Consider the following 17,192-nt stretch of genomic DNA (forward strand, 5'->3'; position numbering starts at 1 on the left):
GGGAACGTTCTGTTTATAAGACCCAAGGTCTTATATTCCGTTAAAATCCTTAGAAAGGAGGTGATCCAGCCGCACCTTCCGATACGGCTACCTTGTTACGACTTCACCCCAATCATCTGTCCCACCTTCGGCGGCTGGCTCCTAAAAGGTTACCTCACCGACTTCGGGTGTTACAAACTCTCGTGGTGTGACGGGCGGTGTGTACAAGGCCCGGGAACGTATTCACCGCGGCATGCTGATCCGCGATTACTAGCGATTCCAGCTTCACGCAGTCGAGTTGCAGACTGCGATCCGAACTGAGAACAGATTTGTGGGATTGGCTTAACCTCGCGGTTTCGCTGCCCTTTGTTCTGTCCATTGTAGCACGTGTGTAGCCCAGGTCATAAGGGGCATGATGATTTGACGTCATCCCCACCTTCCTCCGGTTTGTCACCGGCAGTCACCTTAGAGTGCCCAACTGAATGCTGGCAACTAAGATCAAGGGTTGCGCTCGTTGCGGGACTTAACCCAACATCTCACGACACGAGCTGACGACAACCATGCACCACCTGTCACTCTGCCCCCGAAGGGGACGTCCTATCTCTAGGATTGTCAGAGGATGTCAAGACCTGGTAAGGTTCTTCGCGTTGCTTCGAATTAAACCACATGCTCCACCGCTTGTGCGGGCCCCCGTCAATTCCTTTGAGTTTCAGTCTTGCGACCGTACTCCCCAGGCGGAGTGCTTAATGCGTTAGCTGCAGCACTAAGGGGCGGAAACCCCCTAACACTTAGCACTCATCGTTTACGGCGTGGACTACCAGGGTATCTAATCCTGTTCGCTCCCCACGCTTTCGCTCCTCAGCGTCAGTTACAGACCAGAGAGTCGCCTTCGCCACTGGTGTTCCTCCACATCTCTACGCATTTCACCGCTACACGTGGAATTCCACTCTCCTCTTCTGCACTCAAGTTCCCCAGTTTCCAATGACCCTCCCCGGTTGAGCCGGGGGCTTTCACATCAGACTTAAGAAACCGCCTGCGAGCCCTTTACGCCCAATAATTCCGGACAACGCTTGCCACCTACGTATTACCGCGGCTGCTGGCACGTAGTTAGCCGTGGCTTTCTGGTTAGGTACCGTCAAGGTGCCGCCCTATTTGAACGGCACTTGTTCTTCCCTAACAACAGAGCTTTACGATCCGAAAACCTTCATCACTCACGCGGCGTTGCTCCGTCAGACTTTCGTCCATTGCGGAAGATTCCCTACTGCTGCCTCCCGTAGGAGTCTGGGCCGTGTCTCAGTCCCAGTGTGGCCGATCACCCTCTCAGGTCGGCTACGCATCGTCGCCTTGGTGAGCCGTTACCTCACCAACTAGCTAATGCGCCGCGGGTCCATCTGTAAGTGGTAGCCGAAGCCACCTTTTATGTCTGAACCATGCGGTTCAAACAAACATCCGGTATTAGCCCCGGTTTCCCGGAGTTATCCCAGTCTTACAGGCAGGTTACCCACGTGTTACTCACCCGTCCGCCGCTAACATCAGGGAGCAAGCTCCCATCTGTCCGCTCGACTTGCATGTATTAGGCACGCCGCCAGCGTTCGTCCTGAGCCAGGATCAAACTCTCCGATAAAGTGTTTGACTGACTACACACATCGCTGTGCGATTTATTTAAAACTTTGAATTAACAGGTACGTTTTGTCTTGTTTAGTTTTCAAAGATCATTTTGTCTTTCGTTCAAGCGACTTTATTATTATATCTTATCAATCTCTTGAAGTCAACAACTTTTTGAATTTCTTTTTTTCGTCAGCGCCTTGTTTAGCGGCAACGAATAATAATATACCACCTCACAAATAATAGTGCAATAGTTTTTTAAAAGAAAATCAAAAAAGTTTTACGAGTGGCTTGTTTCTAAAAAAGCGCCGTACTGCGATAAGCAGAAACGGCGCCTTCCCTTTTATTAGCGTTGTCTCATTTGAGGGAATAATAAAACGTCTCTGATAGACGGAGCATTTGTTAACAGCATGACAAGGCGGTCGATACCGATACCCAATCCCCCGGTCGGCGGCATGCCGTATTCAAGAGCTTCAACGAAGTCTTCATCCATCATATGCGCTTCATCGTTTCCTTCTTCTCTTTCTTTTAATTGCGCTTCAAAGCGTTCCCTCTGGTCAATAGGGTCATTCAGCTCCGTAAACGCATTAGCATGCTCACGGCCGACGATAAACAGCTCAAAACGGTCTGTAAAGCGAGGGTCCTCCGGATTTTTCTTAGCAAGAGGAGAAATCTCTACAGGGTGGCCGTAAATAAATGTAGGCTGAATGAGTGTTTCTTCAATTTTTTGTTCGAAGAATTCATTGATGATATGACCCACCGTCATTGAGTTTGTGATCTCGATACCATGCTCTTTTGCATGACCGCGCGCTTCTTCAACAGTCATCTCATTCCAGAAATCTACGCCTGTCGCTTCTTTGACCGCATCTACCATGTGGAGTCGTTTCCATTCAGGTTTCAGATCAATCTGCTCTTCTCCGTACTGGATTGTGGTGCTTCCAAGCACTTCCTGCGCAATATGTGCTACGAGGTTTTCCGTAAGACTCATAATATCTTTATAATCGGCGTACGCTTCATACAGCTCGATCATCGTGAATTCAGGGTTATGGCGTGTAGAAACACCTTCATTACGGAACACACGGCCGATTTCGTAGACTTTTTCCAATCCGCCGACAATCAGGCGTTTCAGGTGCAGTTCAATCGCAATACGCATATAAAGAGGCATATCGAGCGCGTTATGGTGCGTGATGAACGGGCGTGCAGACGCTCCTCCCGGTATGCTGTGCATCGTAGGTGTTTCAACTTCTAAGTATCCATGGTCATCTAAGTATCTTCTCATCGCTTGGATGATTTTGCTGCGTGTGATAAACGTTTGTTTGCTGTCAGGGTTTACGATGAGATCAAGATAGCGCTGGCGGTAACGCTGTTCAACGTCTTTTAACCCATGATATTTATCAGGAAGAGGACGCAGTGCTTTTGTCAGCAGTTCAAAAGATGTCGCTTTGACAGAAAGCTCGCCTACGTTTGTTTTAAAAACTTTCCCCGTGATGCCGATAACGTCTCCGAGGTCTGAAGATTTAAAGATTTCATATTGTTCTTCGCCGACACTGTCTTTTCTTACGTAAATTTGAATTTGACCTTCTAAGTCCTGCAGATGCGCAAAGCCGGCTTTCCCTTTTCCGCGCTTTGTCATCATACGGCCTGCAATGGTCACTTCGATCGCTTTTTCTTCCAGTTCTTCTTTAGAAAGCTCCTGGTAGGCTTCTATGATCTGTTGAGATTGATGCGTTCTCTCGAAACGTTCGCCGAAAGGGTCAATGCCGTTTTCTCTCAGCTGGTTCATTTTATCTCGTCTGACTTGCAGCTGGTCGTTCAATTCCTCATGATTTTGCTCTTCTTGACTCATTGGTATCACTCCGTTACATTTTGATTTCACGAAAAAGCAGAAAAACTGCCAGCGGTAAGCTGGCAGTGAGCAGCAATAGAGGGTGTATATTAACCTACTTTTGCATCTTGAAGCTCTTTTGCCTCTGCTTCGGCGGTAAATGCATCTAAAAGCTGCACAAATTCTTCACGCGTCTCACATTGGTTAATTTCATTGCGTACATTCGCATTGCCTCTGACACCTTTCAGATACCAGGCGGCGTGTTTTCTCATTTCTCTGACTGCCACATTTTCGCCTTTTAACTTAATCAGGCGGTCTAAGTGCAGTTTGCATACCGACATTTTTTCACGGACTTTCGGCTCGTCTTTTAACTCACCGGTTTCAAGGTACTGCACCGTACGGTAAATCATCCACGGGTTGCCGAGTGCGGCCCGGCCGATCATGACGCCGTCAACTCCTGTTTCCTCAAGCATGCGTTTCGCGTCCTGAGGCGTTTTGACATCACCGTTTCCGATGACGGGAATGGAGACGGATTGCTTCACTTCTTTAATGATATCCCAGTTCGCAGTGCCTTCATACATTTGCACTCTTGTGCGGCCGTGAAGGGCAACGGCTTTTCCGCCGGCACGTTCAACGGCTTGGGCGTTTTTCACGGCATAAATGTGATCTTCGTCCCAACCCATTCTCATCTTCACTGTAACCGGCTTATCAACAGCATCTACTACTGCGGATACCATTTCATAAATCTTATCAGGATCGAGAAGCCATTTGGCGCCCGCATCACATTTTGTAATCTTTGGTACGGGACATCCCATGTTAATATCAATAATATCAGCAGTCGTGTTTTGATCTACAAACTTCGCCGCTTCCACAAGGGTTTCCTTTTTTCCTCCAAAAATCTGAAGGCTGAGCGGTTTTTCACGTTCATCAATGTAAAGCATCCCCATTGTTCTTGCGTTGTTGTAAAGTATCGCTTTGTCACTGACCATTTCAGCGCATACCAATCCGGCTCCGAATTCCTTTACAGTCAATCTGAACGCTGAGTTGCAGACACCGGCCATAGGGGCAAGCACAACCCGGTTTTTCAATTGAATATCACCGATTTTAAACATTTTTCCCCTCCTTTCATCTGTCTATTTTTCAGGCGGGGCCAATTCGTCCGCACTTATATTTAAAACATCTGCCGCATCTTGAATGATGGCATCTGACGGCAATCGGTTTCCGCGTTCAATTTCACCGACAATAGAAACTGATATACCTAATGCTTTTGCAAATCCTTCTTGAGTATAACCTTTCAGCTTTCTGAATGCACGAATTCGCCTACCCCAGATTTCTGCTTCCATACTCTTACACCTTCTTGGTTTGTTTCAGCGCTTATCGTGATATGATCCGCCTGCGGACATATTTCTTTTAACGGCGCAAGGACAAATAAGCGCTCAAACATTCTCGGATGCGGAACAATCAGCCGCTCTGTTTCAATATTTTCACGATTATACAGCAAAATGTCAAGGTCTGCCGTCCGCGGTCCCCAGCGAATCTCTCTCGTTCTGCCTAATTCAGCTTCAATGCTCTGCGTTACATCAAGAAGTTCAAAAGGAGATAACGACGTTTTCACTTCAACCGCCATATTGAGAAACTGATCTTGATCCTCATAGCCGACGGGATCTGTTTCATATATGGAGGACACCTTTGACACCGTCACGCCATGATGCCGGCTGAGCATGGCCACTGCCTGGCGCAAATAATGTTCACGGTCGCCCATATTGGAACCGAGGCCGATATATGCCGTATTGTTCATGATTTCTTTCTCGTCATTTCTATAGCTACTGATTTATAATGGCCGGGAATCGGCGGGTCAGGCTTAACAAGCTTTACCGTACATTGCTGCACCGGCTCAAATTTCTTAAGGACGGTGTCTGCGATTCGTTCCGCAAGGGTCTCGACCAAATTAACGGGCTCGCCCTCAACGATGCCGCGGCAGACACTGTACAATTCCGCATAGTTAATGGTATAAGAAAGGTCATCCGTTTTTCCCGCTTTGCTCAAATCCAGTTCGGCAGTCAGGTCTACTTTGAAGCGCTGGCCGAGTTTGTTTTCTTCTTCGAACACGCCGTGATATCCGTAAAACTCCATACCTTCCACATATACTTTATCCATAATGTGCGCCTCCTTTGTTCAGCATAGCATCCATCATCTTAGTCATTCTTGCGATCTCTTTGACATCGTGCACCCTCACAATGTCGCAGCCTTTCTGGACGCCAAGGCATACTGTCGCTCCCGTTCCCTCGGCACGTTCTTCAGGGGGAAGGTCAAGTACACGGCCGATGAACCTTTTTCTCGATGTCGCCAGGAGCAGCGGATAACCTAACCCGCTGAACACCTCCAGCTTGTTCATGACAGCCAGATTGTCCTCATAGTTTTTCGCAAAGCCGATCCCCGGATCCAGAATCATGTTTTCATCTGTGACGCCGGCTTCTGCGGCAATTTTTACGCTTTCCATCAGGTCTGCAAGCATATCAGGAATAAGATCGTTGTAGTTTCTTTCCATACGATTATGCATTAAGATAATCGGAACCCCGTGTGCGGCGGCTACTGACGCCATGTCAGGGTCACCTTTCGCCCCCCAGATGTCATTAAGGATAGAGGCTCCCGCTTTGACCGCTTCGTCTGCCACGGACGCTTTGTACGTATCGATTGAAAGCGGAATGTCCAGCTCGCTTGTAATCCGTTCTATGACGGGGATGACTCGTGACATTTCCTCATCAGCCGACACGAGTGATGCGCCGGGCCTTGTCGATTCGCCGCCGATATCTATAATATGCGCCCCTTCTTCAGCCATCTTCACCGCACGCAGAAGCGCCCTTTCCGTACTGTCGTATTTACCGCCGTCAGAGAAGGAGTCTGGCGTTACATTTAATATCCCCATAACGAGCGTCTTCTCTTTATAGGACAGAGCGCCTTTTTTTGTATGAATCAGTTTAGGCTGTTCAATTGTTTGCTGCGCCATTTTGTTCCTCCTCCTGTACATTCATTTTGTTTATTTCCTGCTGATACTGCTTACGGAGCAATTGCACCGTTTTTCCGCTCATTCCGGGCAGCGGCACTTCCTCTATTTTAGAAAACGGGATGATTTCAAGCACGGAGTTTGTCATCCATGCTTCATCCGCTTCAAGCATTGATTGAAAACGGAATCGGCCTTCGGTGACTTCTGTCCCCTGCCGTTTCAATTCATCAATGACAAACTGTCTCGTTACGCCGTCGAGAATTCCCGTATCCAAAGATGGCGTAAAGACCTTGTCTCCTTTTCGCCAAAACACGTTGGAGACAATGCCTTCCGCGACATCTCCTTCACCGGTCAGGAAAATGCCTTCAAGATTGGGGTCATTCCCGATCTCCCGTTTAGCATACATGTTGTTTAAATAGTGATGGGATTTTAACCGAAAAGATCCTTCAGGCGTGTTTCTCCGGACAGAGAGAAGCCTGCCTTCTTTTTGAACAGGCAGAGTTTCCGGATTGAGCCGGTTGACGAAACAAAGGACGGTCGGCTTTTCATAAGTCTGCGCGGCAAATCCCTTATCGCTGACGCCTGCCGAGATGTTAAGCCGGACACGCGCGCTGCCGTCCTTGATGTCATTGAGGAGCAACAGTCTCAGAAGCATATCAAGCAGCTCCTGTTTGTTCACCTCATATGCAATCTGCAGATCCCGAAGCGCCCTGTTGAGCCTGGCGACATGCGCATCCGGCAGAAACGGCCGGCCGCTGTAAAGCCTGAACGTCTCGAACGCGCCGATCCCGTACAGATAACCATGGTCAAAAGGAGAAAGCGCCGCTTCTTTCTCCTCTATATATTGACCATTCAAATATATAATCACACCGACACTTCCTTTTTGCGGTGTGTCTCTATAAAGTTTCTGAGCATCTCTTTGCCGAAGGAGGTCATGATGGATTCCGGATGGAACTGAACACCTTCAACAGGCAGCTCATGATGGCGGATTGCCATAATTTCTCCTTCTTTGGTTTGAGCGGATACCGTAAAACAATCCGGCAGCGTGTCCGCTTTGACAATAAGTGAATGGTACCGGGTGGCGACCAGCGGATTTTGCAGGCCTTTAAAAATCGTCTGGCCGTCATGCATAACTTCTGACGTTTTGCCATGCATGAGCCGCTCTGCTCTGACGACATCGCCGCCGAATACTTGCGCAATCGACTGATGCCCGAGACATACGCCGAAAATAGGAATACTGCCGGCAAAATGTTTGATGGCTTCGAGGCTGATCCCCGCTTCATCAGGACTGCACGGCCCGGGAGAAATCATTAAGAAGTCCGGACCCAGCTCTTCAATCTGCTCAATCGTAATCTCGTCATTCCGTCTGACGATCAGTTCCTCCCCGAGCTCACCCAAATATTGAACCAAGTTGTACGTAAATGAATCATAATTGTCAATCATTAAAATCATCTCTGCTCACCTCGTCTGATTTTTTGTCTCTTCTTCGCTCAGCTCTAACGCCTTTTTCATCGCAAAAGCTTTTTTGAACGATTCCTTGTATTCATGCTTCGGAACCGAATCAATAACCACTCCTGCTCCGGACTGCATAAATGCATGTCCGCCGGCTGCATAGATCGTCCGGATCACAATGTTAAACTGCAAATCTCCGTTGAATCCGAACCAGCCTATAGATCCAGTATAAAGCCCCCGTCTTGTCGGCTCAAGCTCTTCTATAATTTCCATCGTTCTCACTTTGGGCGCTCCCGTGATGGTGCCCCCCGGGAACACCGCATGAATAATGTCTGTCGCGTCATATCCGTCCTGCAGCTCTCCCTGTACGTTTGACACGATATGCATGACGTGGGAATACTTTTCGATCGCCATAAACTCGTTAACCCGCACGGAGCCGTAGCGCGATACGCGCCCGAGGTCATTGCGCTCAAGATCAACAAGCATGACGTGTTCCGCACGTTCTTTTTCGTTGTGAATTAATTCATCAGCCAAAGCCTTGTCTTCAGCATCGTCTTTTCCTCTTGAACGCGTACCCGCGATCGGTCTCGTTTCAAGCTTCTTCCCCTTCTTTGTCACCAATAGCTCCGGCGACCCGCATATCACTTGAAACCCCGGTGTCTCGAGATAGGCCATGTAAGGAGACGGATTGACGTTTCTCAAGTGTTTATACACCTCATACGGATGAACGGATAAGGACTGAGACTGCCTGATGGACAAATTAACCTGGAACACATCGCCGCTCGCGATATATTGTTTAATTTGTTCTACAGCCTGCGAAAATCCTTCTTCAGTGAACGGAGCGGCGTACGATCCGTCCCCATTCCGATCCAGCGGTGAAAAAGGCTCGTCCGCCGTTTGGAGGGAACACCACATGTCCTCTAAGCCGGACAGCTTTTCTTCCGCAAGATCCGCTTCTTCTGCTTCAGTATGGGTAATGAGCCATAACGCCTCTTCCTCATGGTCATAAACGGCCACATCATCAAAAACAAGAAAGTAAATATCAGGTGTTTCCAGATCATCTAACGACAGCATTTTAAAATTCTCAATATATCGGGCGTAGTCGTAACTGATAAAACCAATCGCACCGCCCTGAAAGTCCGGAAACTCAACGTTTGTTTCCGTTCCGAGCGTTCCAAACCATTCATGAAAGGCCCGCAGCGGGTCACCTTCTTTAAACAGTGTTTCCCCCTCATGCTTGATCGTTGTAATTCCGTCTTTCCCTCTGACGGACGCAATCGGATCTAGACCGGCTATACTGAATCTTCCCCCTCTCGCGCTTTCGAGCAGAACATGCCGTTTTCTCGATTTCGAAAGGTTTTCATATCGCTGTAAAAATGCTTGTTTCGTAAAAGGTATTTTTCTTCCTGCCGGTCTGCGTTGTGCCATCATATCAATCCTCTGCTTCGTTTTACTGTAGTTTTATTTTAAAGCAATCACACTGGTGAAAAAAGTGAATTTCGCTTCCAACCATAAAATTCGAAACGTTTTTTGGATTTTCGATGCTTCAGCACAAAAAAACTCCCGGATACAGCCGGGAGCCGTGTATATGTCTCTATTCAAACTGATAAAGCGGTGTGCTTAAGTAACGTTCTCCGTTACTAGGGATGATCGCAAGCACTTTCTTGCCTTTCCCCAGTTTTTTCGCGATTTCCAGTGCCGCGTAAATGGCCGCTCCGGAAGAAATGCCGCCGAGAATCCCTTCTTCTTTTGCCGTTTTACGGGCATACTCAAATGCATCCTCATTTTTGACGGGAATGATCTGATCATAGATGTCCGTATTCAATGTTTCAGGGACAAATCCCGCTCCGATACCCTGAATTTTATGCGGGCCCGGTTTTCCGCCGGAAAGAACTGGAGAATCCGCCGGCTCTACCGCATAGATTTTGATGGATGGATATGCTTCTTTCAGCACTTCGCCCGCTCCCGTGATGGTTCCGCCGGTACCGATTCCGGCCACGAACGCATCAAGCTGGTCGTCACCAAACTGTTCGACGATTTCTTTCCCCGTCGTTTGGCGGTGAATTTCCGGGTTTGCCGCATTGTTGAATTGCTGAGGCACAAAGTATCCGTGTTCCTCGGCAAGTTCTTCCGCCTTTTTAATGGCGCCCTTCATTCCTTCTGCGCCGGGAGTCAGCACAAGCTCCGCTCCGTATGCGCGCAGCAGATTGCGTCGTTCCATACTCATTGTATCAGGCATAACGAGAATGGCTCTGAGACCTTTAGCCGCTGCCACCATCGCAAGACCGATCCCTGTATTTCCGCTTGTCGGTTCAATGATTGTGTCGCCGGCTTTTAATTTTCCTTCTTTTTCAGCCGCTTCAATCATCGCCACTCCGATCCGGTCTTTTACGCTGCTGCCCGGATTCATGTATTCAAGCTTCAGATATACATCTGCACTGTTTTCATCCGTCAGGCGATTCAATTTCACAATAGGAGTATTTCCGATTAGTTCAGTAATAGAATTTGCAATACGCACCATGTTGGACACCTCAATTTCCGACTAAATTTATTGGTATTATAAATATAAGTTATCAATTTCAAAATTTTTTGTCAATCATTTAGTTCTTTTTTCCCCGTAGAACCAAGAGACCCCCGCCTCTTTCCACAGCGTTTTGACTGTCGCCTTGTCACCTAATTGATCCATCGCGATCTGGCGTCTGATTTGGCTCTTCACTTCATTGTATGAGAAAGTTCTCGCTTTAAGCTTTTCTTTCAGCTGAATAACGGCATATCCTGAAGAAACTTTAATCGGTTCAGCGGACCACTCATCTTCTTTGAGATTTTTAGCTTCTGTGATATATGCCTGCGGGATATTTTCCTGGTTTTCTGTCACAAAGCCGAGGTCTCCGCCATACTGAGACGTGTATCTGTCCGTGGAACGCTCAGCGGCGACGGCTTCAAAGCCGGAACCGCCTTTCAAATCAGCAAGCACTCTGTCCGCCTCTTCCTTGTTTTTGACGACAATGTGCCGGATTCTGTAGGAATCATCGAAATGGTACAGTTCTTTATTTTTATTATAAAATGATTGCATTTCCTTATCCGATATATCGATGTCCTTCGTCAGCAGTTCTTCAAGAAGAATGTTGTAGCGGATCTGGTCTCTCCATTCTTTTTCGGTAATATGGCTGTCTTCATAAAATGAATTATTCACCGCTTTGATTAAAAGAAATTCACGTTCCAATTCGGTGTTTGAAACTGTGAGTTTATTCTTTTTCGCAAGTTCTTCCACTACTTGTGCATTAATCATGTCTTCCAGAGTTGATTTTCCGTACTCGTCTTCCATCTTTTTCATCCAGTCCTGCCGTGTGATATGTTTATCACCGATTGTCGCGATGGATTCTTCAGATGACCCTGCAGCTTGGGATTTTGTTAACTTATACGCCACTGCCACACTGCATACCAACAGCGCCGCTACAATAATCGTTAAAAGTGTTCTCGATTTCAAAATCTACCCCATCCCTTTTATAAAATAGAACAACCCGCTAAAGAGCTAGCGGGTTGTTTCGTCACGAAGCTCTTCCAGTTCTTCTTTTGTAAATAAATATTTCTCATTACAAAAATGGCAAACCGCTTCGGCTTTTCCGTCTTCTTCTATCATATCTTGTATTTCTTTTTTGCCTAGTCCTAAAATGGCCGTTTCGAATCGATCTTTTGAACAAGAACAGTGAAATTTGACCGGCATTGTTTCGAGAACGTCCGGTTTTTGACCCAGAACTTCTTCTAAGATTTCTTCCGGTGTCAGGCCTTTTTGAATCAATTTTGAAATCGGTTCGATTTGAGATAATTGCTTTTCAATTGTTGAAATGGTTTCTTCATCAGTCCCCGGAAGAAGCTGAATGATGAACCCGCCCGCAGCGAGAATCGTGTTATCAGGATTCACTAGAACACCTACGCCGACAGATGAAGGGACTTGTTCAGAAGAAACAAGGTAATACGTGAAGTCATCACCGAGTTCACCCGAGACAATCTCTACTTGTCCCGTAAAATAATCACGCAAGCCCAAATCTTTTACGACACTGAGTGTTCCGTCAGTTCCGACCGCCCGTCTGACATCCAGTTTCCCTTGTTCATTGAGGTCAAAATGAACATGCGGGTTTGATACGTATGCTCTTACCTCACCCTTTGCGTTCGCATCTGCGACAATGGCTCCGATCGGGCCGCCGCCTTCTATTTTGACTGTCAGCTTATCTTCACCCTTAAGCATCGCTCCGAGCATCAGAGACGCTGTCATCGTCCGGCCGATTGCGGCTGATGCCGTCGGCCACGTGTCATGCCTTCTTTGCGCTTCATTTACCATATCTGTCGTTCTGGCTGCATAAGCCCGCACTTTACCATCATATGCAATTGCTTTAATTAAATAATCCATCGTTTACCTCCTATACGTGACCCACGCGATTTCGCTCATAAATGATTTCCAGCCCTTTTAAAGTAAGAAACGGGTCAACAATATCAATACAGTCTGATTCATTTGCGATTAATGACGCAAGCCCGCCTGTCGCAATGACTTTCGGTTCTTGTTTGGCCTGCCATTTCATCCGCTTTACAATGCCTTCAACTTGTCCGACATAGCCGAAAAGGATGCCGGACTGCATGGCGCTTACCGTGTTTTTGCCGATGATATTGTCCGGTCGGGCGATTTCAATTCTCGGAAGCTTGGCCGCGCGTGAGTACAGCGCTTCCGTTGAAATTGTAATGCCGGGAGCAATCGCGCCGCCCATATATTGTTTGTTTTCATCAATGTAGCAATACGTCGTCGCCGTTCCGAAATCAACAACAATTAAGGGGCCGCCATACTGATGAATCGCCGCAACGGCATTGACGATTCTGTCAGCTCCCACTTCTTTCGGATTGTCATATTTTATATTTAAACCTGTTTTCATTCCCGGGCCGACAACCTGCGGCTCGATGTGAAAGTATTTTGTGCACATTCTTTCTAAAGAGAACATAATCGGCGGCACTACGGATGAGATGATAATCCCTTCAATCTGTTCAAACATCAGTCCGGAATGTTCAAATAAGGAGCGGAGCAGCATGCCGAATTCGTCTTCTGTTTTGTGCCTGCTCGTTTCTATGCGCCAATGATATTCTAGTTCCCCATCATGATATACACCAATCACGGTGTTGGTGTTCCCCACATCTATAACCAGTAACAACCTCTATCACCACTTTTGAATAGTTTCTAATCATAACATTTTCAACATTCTACAATACCATACACGATCTGCGGCTCTTTTGTAAACAAAACGAAACCAGTAAAAAAACCGCCGGTATACGCCGGCGGTTTTCATATCAGAAAGCGAACTATTCTTTCGGCTCGTCTTTCTTTTCGTCTTCTGTTTTAGACAGGATGTTTACTTTCACATCGTCTTTTTGAAGATGGTCATCTGAGAAATTGCGCTCAGGGAGTTTTCCGTGATCCACGAGATGCTTGATTTGTTCCGCATCTAATGTTTCCACATCAAGCAATGTCTGAGCAATCAATTCAAGCTTATCACGATTTTCAGTCAGGATGGTTTTCGCACGCTCATAACATTCTTTAATGATGCGCTGAATTTCCTGATCGATTTCGTAAGCGATCTGATCACTGTAGTTTTGCTCGTTGTTGAAATCCCGGCCCAGGAATACTTGACCGCCTTGAGATTGACCGAACTGAAGCGGTCCGAGTTTTTCTGACATACCGAACTCTGTCACCATTCTTCTGGCAATGTTCGTTGCCCGCTGGAAGTCATTGTGAGCCCCCGTGCTGACTTCGCCGAAGATAATTTCCTCCGCAACACGTCCGCCCAGAAGACCGACAATTTTATCGAGAAGTTCAGGTTTTGTCTGGAAGTAACGGTCTTCTCTCGGAAGCATGACTGCGTATCCGCCCGCCTGCCCCCTCGGAACGATCGTTACTTTATGAACCATATCGGCTTCATCCAGCACAAGTCCGATAACGGTGTGACCGCCCTCGTGGTACGCCACGATATTGCGTTCTTTTTTCGAGATGACACGGCTCTTCTTCGCAGGACCCGCAATGACACGGTCCGTTGCTTCATCAATGTCGCGCATATCAATTTTCTTCTTGTTTTGACGGGCAGCAACGAGTGCCGCTTCGTTAAGAAGGTTTTCTAAATCTGCGCCTGAGAAACCGGGTGTTCTTGAAGCGATTGCTTTTAAGTTCACCGTCTCATCAAGCGGTTTGTTTCTCGCATGCACCTGCAATACGGCTTCACGGCCGATGACATCCGGACGGTCTACCGTAATCTGACGGTCAAAACGTCCCGGACGGAGCAATGCAGGATCAAGAATGTCCGCACGGTTTGTCGCAGCGATAATAATGATTCCTTCATTCGCACTGAAACCGTCCATCTCAACAAGCAGCTGGTTCAGCGTCTGTTCGCGTTCATCATGCCCGCCGCCAAGACCGGCGCCGCGCTGACGTCCTACCGCGTCGATCTCATCAATAAAGATCAGGCAAGGCGCATTCTTTTTCGCATTTTCGAATAAATCACGCACACGGGAAGCACCGACACCGACAAACATTTCAACGAAGTCAGATCCGCTGATGCTGAAGAAAGGAACGCCCGCTTCACCGGCTGAGGCTCTCGCAAGCAATGTCTTACCGGTTCCCGGAGGTCCGACCAGCAGCACGCCTTTAGGGATTCTGGCGCCAAGCTCGGCGAATTTGCGGGGATCTTTCAGAAACTCAACAACCTCAACGAGCTCCTGCTTCTCCTCATCCGCGCCGGCAACATCTTTAAACTTCACGCGTTTCTTTTCTTCCGTATACAGCTTCGCTTTGCTCTTTCCGAAGTTCATGACACGGCTGCCGCCGCCCTGAGCCTGATTGAGCAGGAAGAAAAACAGAATAAAGATGATGACAAACGGAATGATCGTCGTTAAGAACGTCACCCACCCGCTTGTTTCCTGTGCGGGATCAACTTTTACGTCCGTCTTTTTAATTGCGTCAAATATCTGGTCTGCTCCTTTTCCTTCAGGAACATGTGTTAAAAAGTACTGGTCTTTATCGTATTTTTTCAGCTGTCCTTTTACCTCATAAACACCTCTGACAGGCTGAACCGATACGCTATCAACTTTCCCTTCATCGAGGTTCTTGATAAACGTACTGTACGACATATTTTCTGTTTTCGGGTTTGAGGTCTGGAAGTAACTCACAACCCCGATTACTACTAATAAAATAAGTAAATAAAAAATGGTATTACGGAAGACCCGATTCATTCCTTACCTCCTCCCACAGTAAGCACAACTATGTTCAATAGTACCATAGAAAATCATTCCAATACAACCGATAACCATCTCGGAAGCAGGCAGCCGATCAGCTTTCATAAATCGCCGGTTTTAATACTCCGATGTAAGGCAGATTGCGATAGCGCTCGGCATAATCAAGTCCGTAACCCACAACAAACGCGTCAGGAACTTCAAAGCCTACGAAGTCTGCTTTAATGTCCGCTTTTCTTCCGCTTGGTTTATCCAACAGGGTAACAATCTTAATTGATTTCGCTTTACGATATCGGAAGAGTTCTACGAGATAGCTCAAGGTTAACCCACTGTCGATAATATCTTCAATGATTAAGATGTCCCGGCCTTCTACAGATGTATCCAAATCTTTGATGATTTTGACTTCTCCGGAAGAAACCGTGGAATTTCCGTAGCTTGATACATCCATGAAGTCCATTTCCAAATATGTATCAATATGCTTTATAAGATCAGCCATAAAAGGGAGCGCTCCCTTTAACACACCGATTGCCAACGGAAACGTGTCGCTGTACTCGCTTGTTAATTGTTCTCCAAGCTGTTTTACTTTCTGCTGGATCTCATCTTCTGAGATCAGCACTTTTTCGATATCCTGTTTCATGTTAATGCTTGCCCCCTACACTTTTCATGCTGTCTATATTGTAATACAATGCGGTCACTGTTTGAAATCACAAGATCGTCAAAGATGGATTTTTTCAAGCCAGGCAGCCAGATAATTTCACCGCTCGCATCCGTTACAATCGGCCATTCGTCCCGATCCCGCAGAGGGAGTTTATGATCAATAAATATATCTTTTACCTTTTTCGAGCCATTCATCCCTTTAAGTTTAATCCGGTCGCCGATTTTTCTCGTCCGGATTGTTAAAGGAAATTGCACCTTATTTCTGCTTGTCATAAAAACAGCATTCCCATTTTTGATATGAGGGTCAGCCTGATCGGCCACCTCTATCATAAAGCCGTTGGGGAGAACAGCAGTCTCGCCTTCCGCTCCTTGCAGCTGCAGCTCAAAGGGAACCTTTTCACATTGCCATTGTTCAAATGTAAACAAACATGTCTGATATGATTTGACCACCTTCAGCCCTTTCGGAAAATCAAGCACTCCCGAGGCGCTTCCATTTTCCGCCCATTCCAGAAACTGCTGTATGTGGCGGGCGGAAAACGACGATGGAACGTTTTCATAAAGATAGTTTAATATTAGTTGAACTCCTCTTCTTTGTAAAGGTATCGGAAGGGCAAGCAATTGAGAGGAATCGACTTCAACCGATGTGTCAGACTTGCTTGTAATAACCTTATTCATTCGTTCTTTCGTTAATGACTGCAAGTATTGTTCGTCTTCTGTCAGTGCTTCACTCACCTTTTGAAACATTTTATGAACGTCAGGTGATTCTTGTTTTAAAAAAGGAAGCACGGTCTTTCTGAATCTGTTTCTTGTATAATCGTCTTTTGCATTGCTCTCATCCGTTCTGTAGCTGAGCCCTTCTTGACGGCAGTATTCTAGGATTTCATCCTTTGCCGCATAGAGGAAAGGCCTGATCAGCCAGCCGGATGCAAATTCGCGGACGGGCTGCATTCCCGCGAGCCCTGCGCCGAGCGTACCTTTCGCAAGCCTCATGAGCATTGTCTCAACCTGGTCATCGCCGTGATGAGCCAGCGCCAAAAACTTCGCTTGGTGTTTTGCCATCAGATCTTCGAAAAACTGATATCTGCAATCACGCGCGGCAGCCTGCTTGTTCAGCTTATTCTTTTTTGCGTATGCAGAAACATCAATCTGTACCGTTTCGCAGAGGATGTGTTCCGCTTCGCAATATGACTGCACAAACTTCATATCTTCTTCAGATTCAGGACCCCTGAACTGATGGTCGACATGCGCCGCTATGATAACGGAAGAATGCCCGAAGTGCTTATTCAGCATACTGAGAAGCGCCATTGAATCAGGGCCTCCGGAGACCCCGGCAATAATCGTTTCTCCCTCCGCCTGAAGATGATATGTTTTGAAAAAATCTTCCACGCTTTTCACAATGTCCCCCTC

The 17,192-nt window shown here is 47.0% G+C and carries 16 protein-coding genes and 1 rRNA gene; all 17 read right to left on the reverse strand.

All coding sequences use genetic code 11. The features are described from left to right. Positions 1 to 53 precede the first annotated feature (53 nt). The 17 genes from OVA33_RS04020 to tilS all read right to left on the reverse strand — a co-directional run bounded on the left by OVA33_RS04020 (position 54) and on the right by tilS (position 17,180). A 16S ribosomal RNA gene (locus OVA33_RS04020) occupies positions 54 to 1,603 on the reverse strand. Between the two features lie 327 nt (positions 1,604 to 1,930). Further along, positions 1,931 to 3,430 carry a lysine--tRNA ligase gene (lysS, locus tag OVA33_RS04025; RefSeq protein WP_014304211.1) on the reverse strand — a complete coding sequence of 500 codons (1,500 nt, stop codon included), beginning with the start codon at positions 3,428 to 3,430 and terminating at the stop codon, positions 1,931 to 1,933. Between the two features lie 89 nt (positions 3,431 to 3,519). Continuing rightward, positions 3,520 to 4,521 carry a tRNA dihydrouridine synthase DusB gene (gene dusB / locus OVA33_RS04030; protein ID WP_014304210.1) on the reverse strand — a complete coding sequence of 334 codons (1,002 nt, stop codon included), beginning with the start codon at positions 4,519 to 4,521 and terminating at the stop codon, positions 3,520 to 3,522. Positions 4,522 to 4,542: 21 nt separating this feature from the next. Then, positions 4,543 to 4,752, reverse strand: coding sequence for a helix-turn-helix domain-containing protein (locus OVA33_RS04035; protein WP_003150668.1), 210 nt, complete (start codon positions 4,750 to 4,752; stop codon positions 4,543 to 4,545). Then, positions 4,704 to 5,207, reverse strand: coding sequence for a 2-amino-4-hydroxy-6-hydroxymethyldihydropteridine diphosphokinase (gene folK, locus OVA33_RS04040; protein ID WP_017419480.1), 504 nt, complete (start codon positions 5,205 to 5,207; stop codon positions 4,704 to 4,706). Before folK ends, OVA33_RS04035 begins: the two co-directional genes overlap by 49 nt. Continuing rightward, positions 5,204 to 5,566 (reverse strand): dihydroneopterin aldolase, encoded by a 363-nt coding sequence (gene folB / locus OVA33_RS04045; RefSeq protein WP_017419481.1) that lies wholly within the window; start codon positions 5,564 to 5,566, stop codon positions 5,204 to 5,206. Before folB ends, folK begins: the two co-directional genes overlap by 4 nt. After that, positions 5,559 to 6,416, reverse strand: coding sequence for a dihydropteroate synthase (gene folP, locus OVA33_RS04050; protein WP_014416737.1), 858 nt, complete (start codon positions 6,414 to 6,416; stop codon positions 5,559 to 5,561). Before folP ends, folB begins: the two co-directional genes overlap by 8 nt. Next, positions 6,397 to 7,281 carry an aminodeoxychorismate lyase gene (gene pabC / locus OVA33_RS04055; RefSeq protein WP_017419483.1) on the reverse strand — a complete coding sequence of 295 codons (885 nt, stop codon included), beginning with the start codon at positions 7,279 to 7,281 and terminating at the stop codon, positions 6,397 to 6,399. The genes folP and pabC overlap by 20 nt, the downstream gene beginning before the upstream one ends. Continuing rightward, complete coding sequence (pabA, locus tag OVA33_RS04060) at positions 7,278 to 7,865, reverse strand: aminodeoxychorismate/anthranilate synthase component II (RefSeq protein WP_063637075.1); 588 nt, start codon at positions 7,863 to 7,865, stop codon at positions 7,278 to 7,280. The genes pabC and pabA overlap by 4 nt, the downstream gene beginning before the upstream one ends. A gap of 6 nt (positions 7,866 to 7,871) precedes the next feature. Continuing rightward, complete coding sequence (gene pabB, locus OVA33_RS04065; protein ID WP_025650395.1) at positions 7,872 to 9,293, reverse strand: aminodeoxychorismate synthase, component I; 1,422 nt, start codon at positions 9,291 to 9,293, stop codon at positions 7,872 to 7,874. A gap of 166 nt (positions 9,294 to 9,459) precedes the next feature. Further along, on the reverse strand, positions 9,460 to 10,386 hold the full coding sequence (gene cysK, locus OVA33_RS04070; protein ID WP_007615206.1) for a cysteine synthase A: 927 nt from the start codon (positions 10,384 to 10,386) through the stop codon (positions 9,460 to 9,462). 75 nt (positions 10,387 to 10,461) lie between these two features. Then, positions 10,462 to 11,352: a peptidyl-prolyl cis-trans isomerase gene (locus tag OVA33_RS04075; protein ID WP_025650394.1), complete on the reverse strand. Its 891-nt coding sequence runs from the start codon at positions 11,350 to 11,352 to the stop codon at positions 10,462 to 10,464. 45 nt (positions 11,353 to 11,397) lie between these two features. Further along, a complete protein-coding gene (gene hslO / locus OVA33_RS04080; protein WP_004264606.1) occupies positions 11,398 to 12,273 on the reverse strand; it encodes an Hsp33 family molecular chaperone HslO in 876 nt (291 codons plus the stop codon). A 10-nt stretch (positions 12,274 to 12,283) separates the two neighbouring features. Continuing rightward, entirely contained in the window at positions 12,284 to 13,060 is a 777-nt protein-coding gene (locus tag OVA33_RS04085) for a type III pantothenate kinase (protein WP_025650393.1), read from the reverse strand. 148 nt (positions 13,061 to 13,208) lie between these two features. Further along, entirely contained in the window at positions 13,209 to 15,128 is a 1,920-nt protein-coding gene (gene ftsH / locus OVA33_RS04090) for an ATP-dependent zinc metalloprotease FtsH (protein WP_004264608.1), read from the reverse strand. Between the two features lie 97 nt (positions 15,129 to 15,225). Next, positions 15,226 to 15,765: a hypoxanthine phosphoribosyltransferase gene (hpt, locus tag OVA33_RS04095; RefSeq protein ID WP_004264611.1), complete on the reverse strand. Its 540-nt coding sequence runs from the start codon at positions 15,763 to 15,765 to the stop codon at positions 15,226 to 15,228. Further along, entirely contained in the window at positions 15,762 to 17,180 is a 1,419-nt protein-coding gene (gene tilS / locus OVA33_RS04100) for a tRNA lysidine(34) synthetase TilS (RefSeq protein WP_025650391.1), read from the reverse strand. The genes hpt and tilS overlap by 4 nt, the downstream gene beginning before the upstream one ends. Between the last annotated feature and the right edge of the window lie 12 nt (positions 17,181 to 17,192).

It is taken from the genome of Bacillus sp. KICET-1 (assembly GCF_027721405.1).
Taxonomy (GTDB): domain Bacteria; phylum Bacillota; class Bacilli; order Bacillales; family Bacillaceae; genus Bacillus; species Bacillus velezensis.

Coding starts and splice junctions, on each gene's coding strand:
- lysS (WP_014304211.1), bottom strand. CDS start 3,430: ATGAGTCAAGAAGAGCAAAATCATGAGGAATTGAACGACCAGCTGCAA.
- dusB (WP_014304210.1), bottom strand. CDS start 4,521: ATGTTTAAAATCGGTGATATTCAATTGAAAAACCGGGTTGTGCTTGCC.
- OVA33_RS04035 (WP_003150668.1), bottom strand. CDS start 4,752: ATGGAAGCAGAAATCTGGGGTAGGCGAATTCGTGCATTCAGAAAGCTG.
- folK (WP_017419480.1), bottom strand. CDS start 5,207: ATGAACAATACGGCATATATCGGCCTCGGTTCCAATATGGGCGACCGT.
- folB (WP_017419481.1), bottom strand. CDS start 5,566: ATGGATAAAGTATATGTGGAAGGTATGGAGTTTTACGGATATCACGGC.
- folP (WP_014416737.1), bottom strand. CDS start 6,416: ATGGCGCAGCAAACAATTGAACAGCCTAAACTGATTCATACAAAAAAA.
- pabA (WP_063637075.1), bottom strand. CDS start 7,865: ATGATTTTAATGATTGACAATTATGATTCATTTACGTACAACTTGGTT.
- pabB (WP_025650395.1), bottom strand. CDS start 9,293: ATGGCACAACGCAGACCGGCAGGAAGAAAAATACCTTTTACGAAACAA.
- cysK (WP_007615206.1), bottom strand. CDS start 10,386: ATGGTGCGTATTGCAAATTCTATTACTGAACTAATCGGAAATACTCCT.
- hslO (WP_004264606.1), bottom strand. CDS start 12,273: ATGGATTATTTAATTAAAGCAATTGCATATGATGGTAAAGTGCGGGCT.
- ftsH (WP_004264608.1), bottom strand. CDS start 15,128: ATGAATCGGGTCTTCCGTAATACCATTTTTTATTTACTTATTTTATTA.
- hpt (WP_004264611.1), bottom strand. CDS start 15,765: ATGAAACAGGATATCGAAAAAGTGCTGATCTCAGAAGATGAGATCCAG.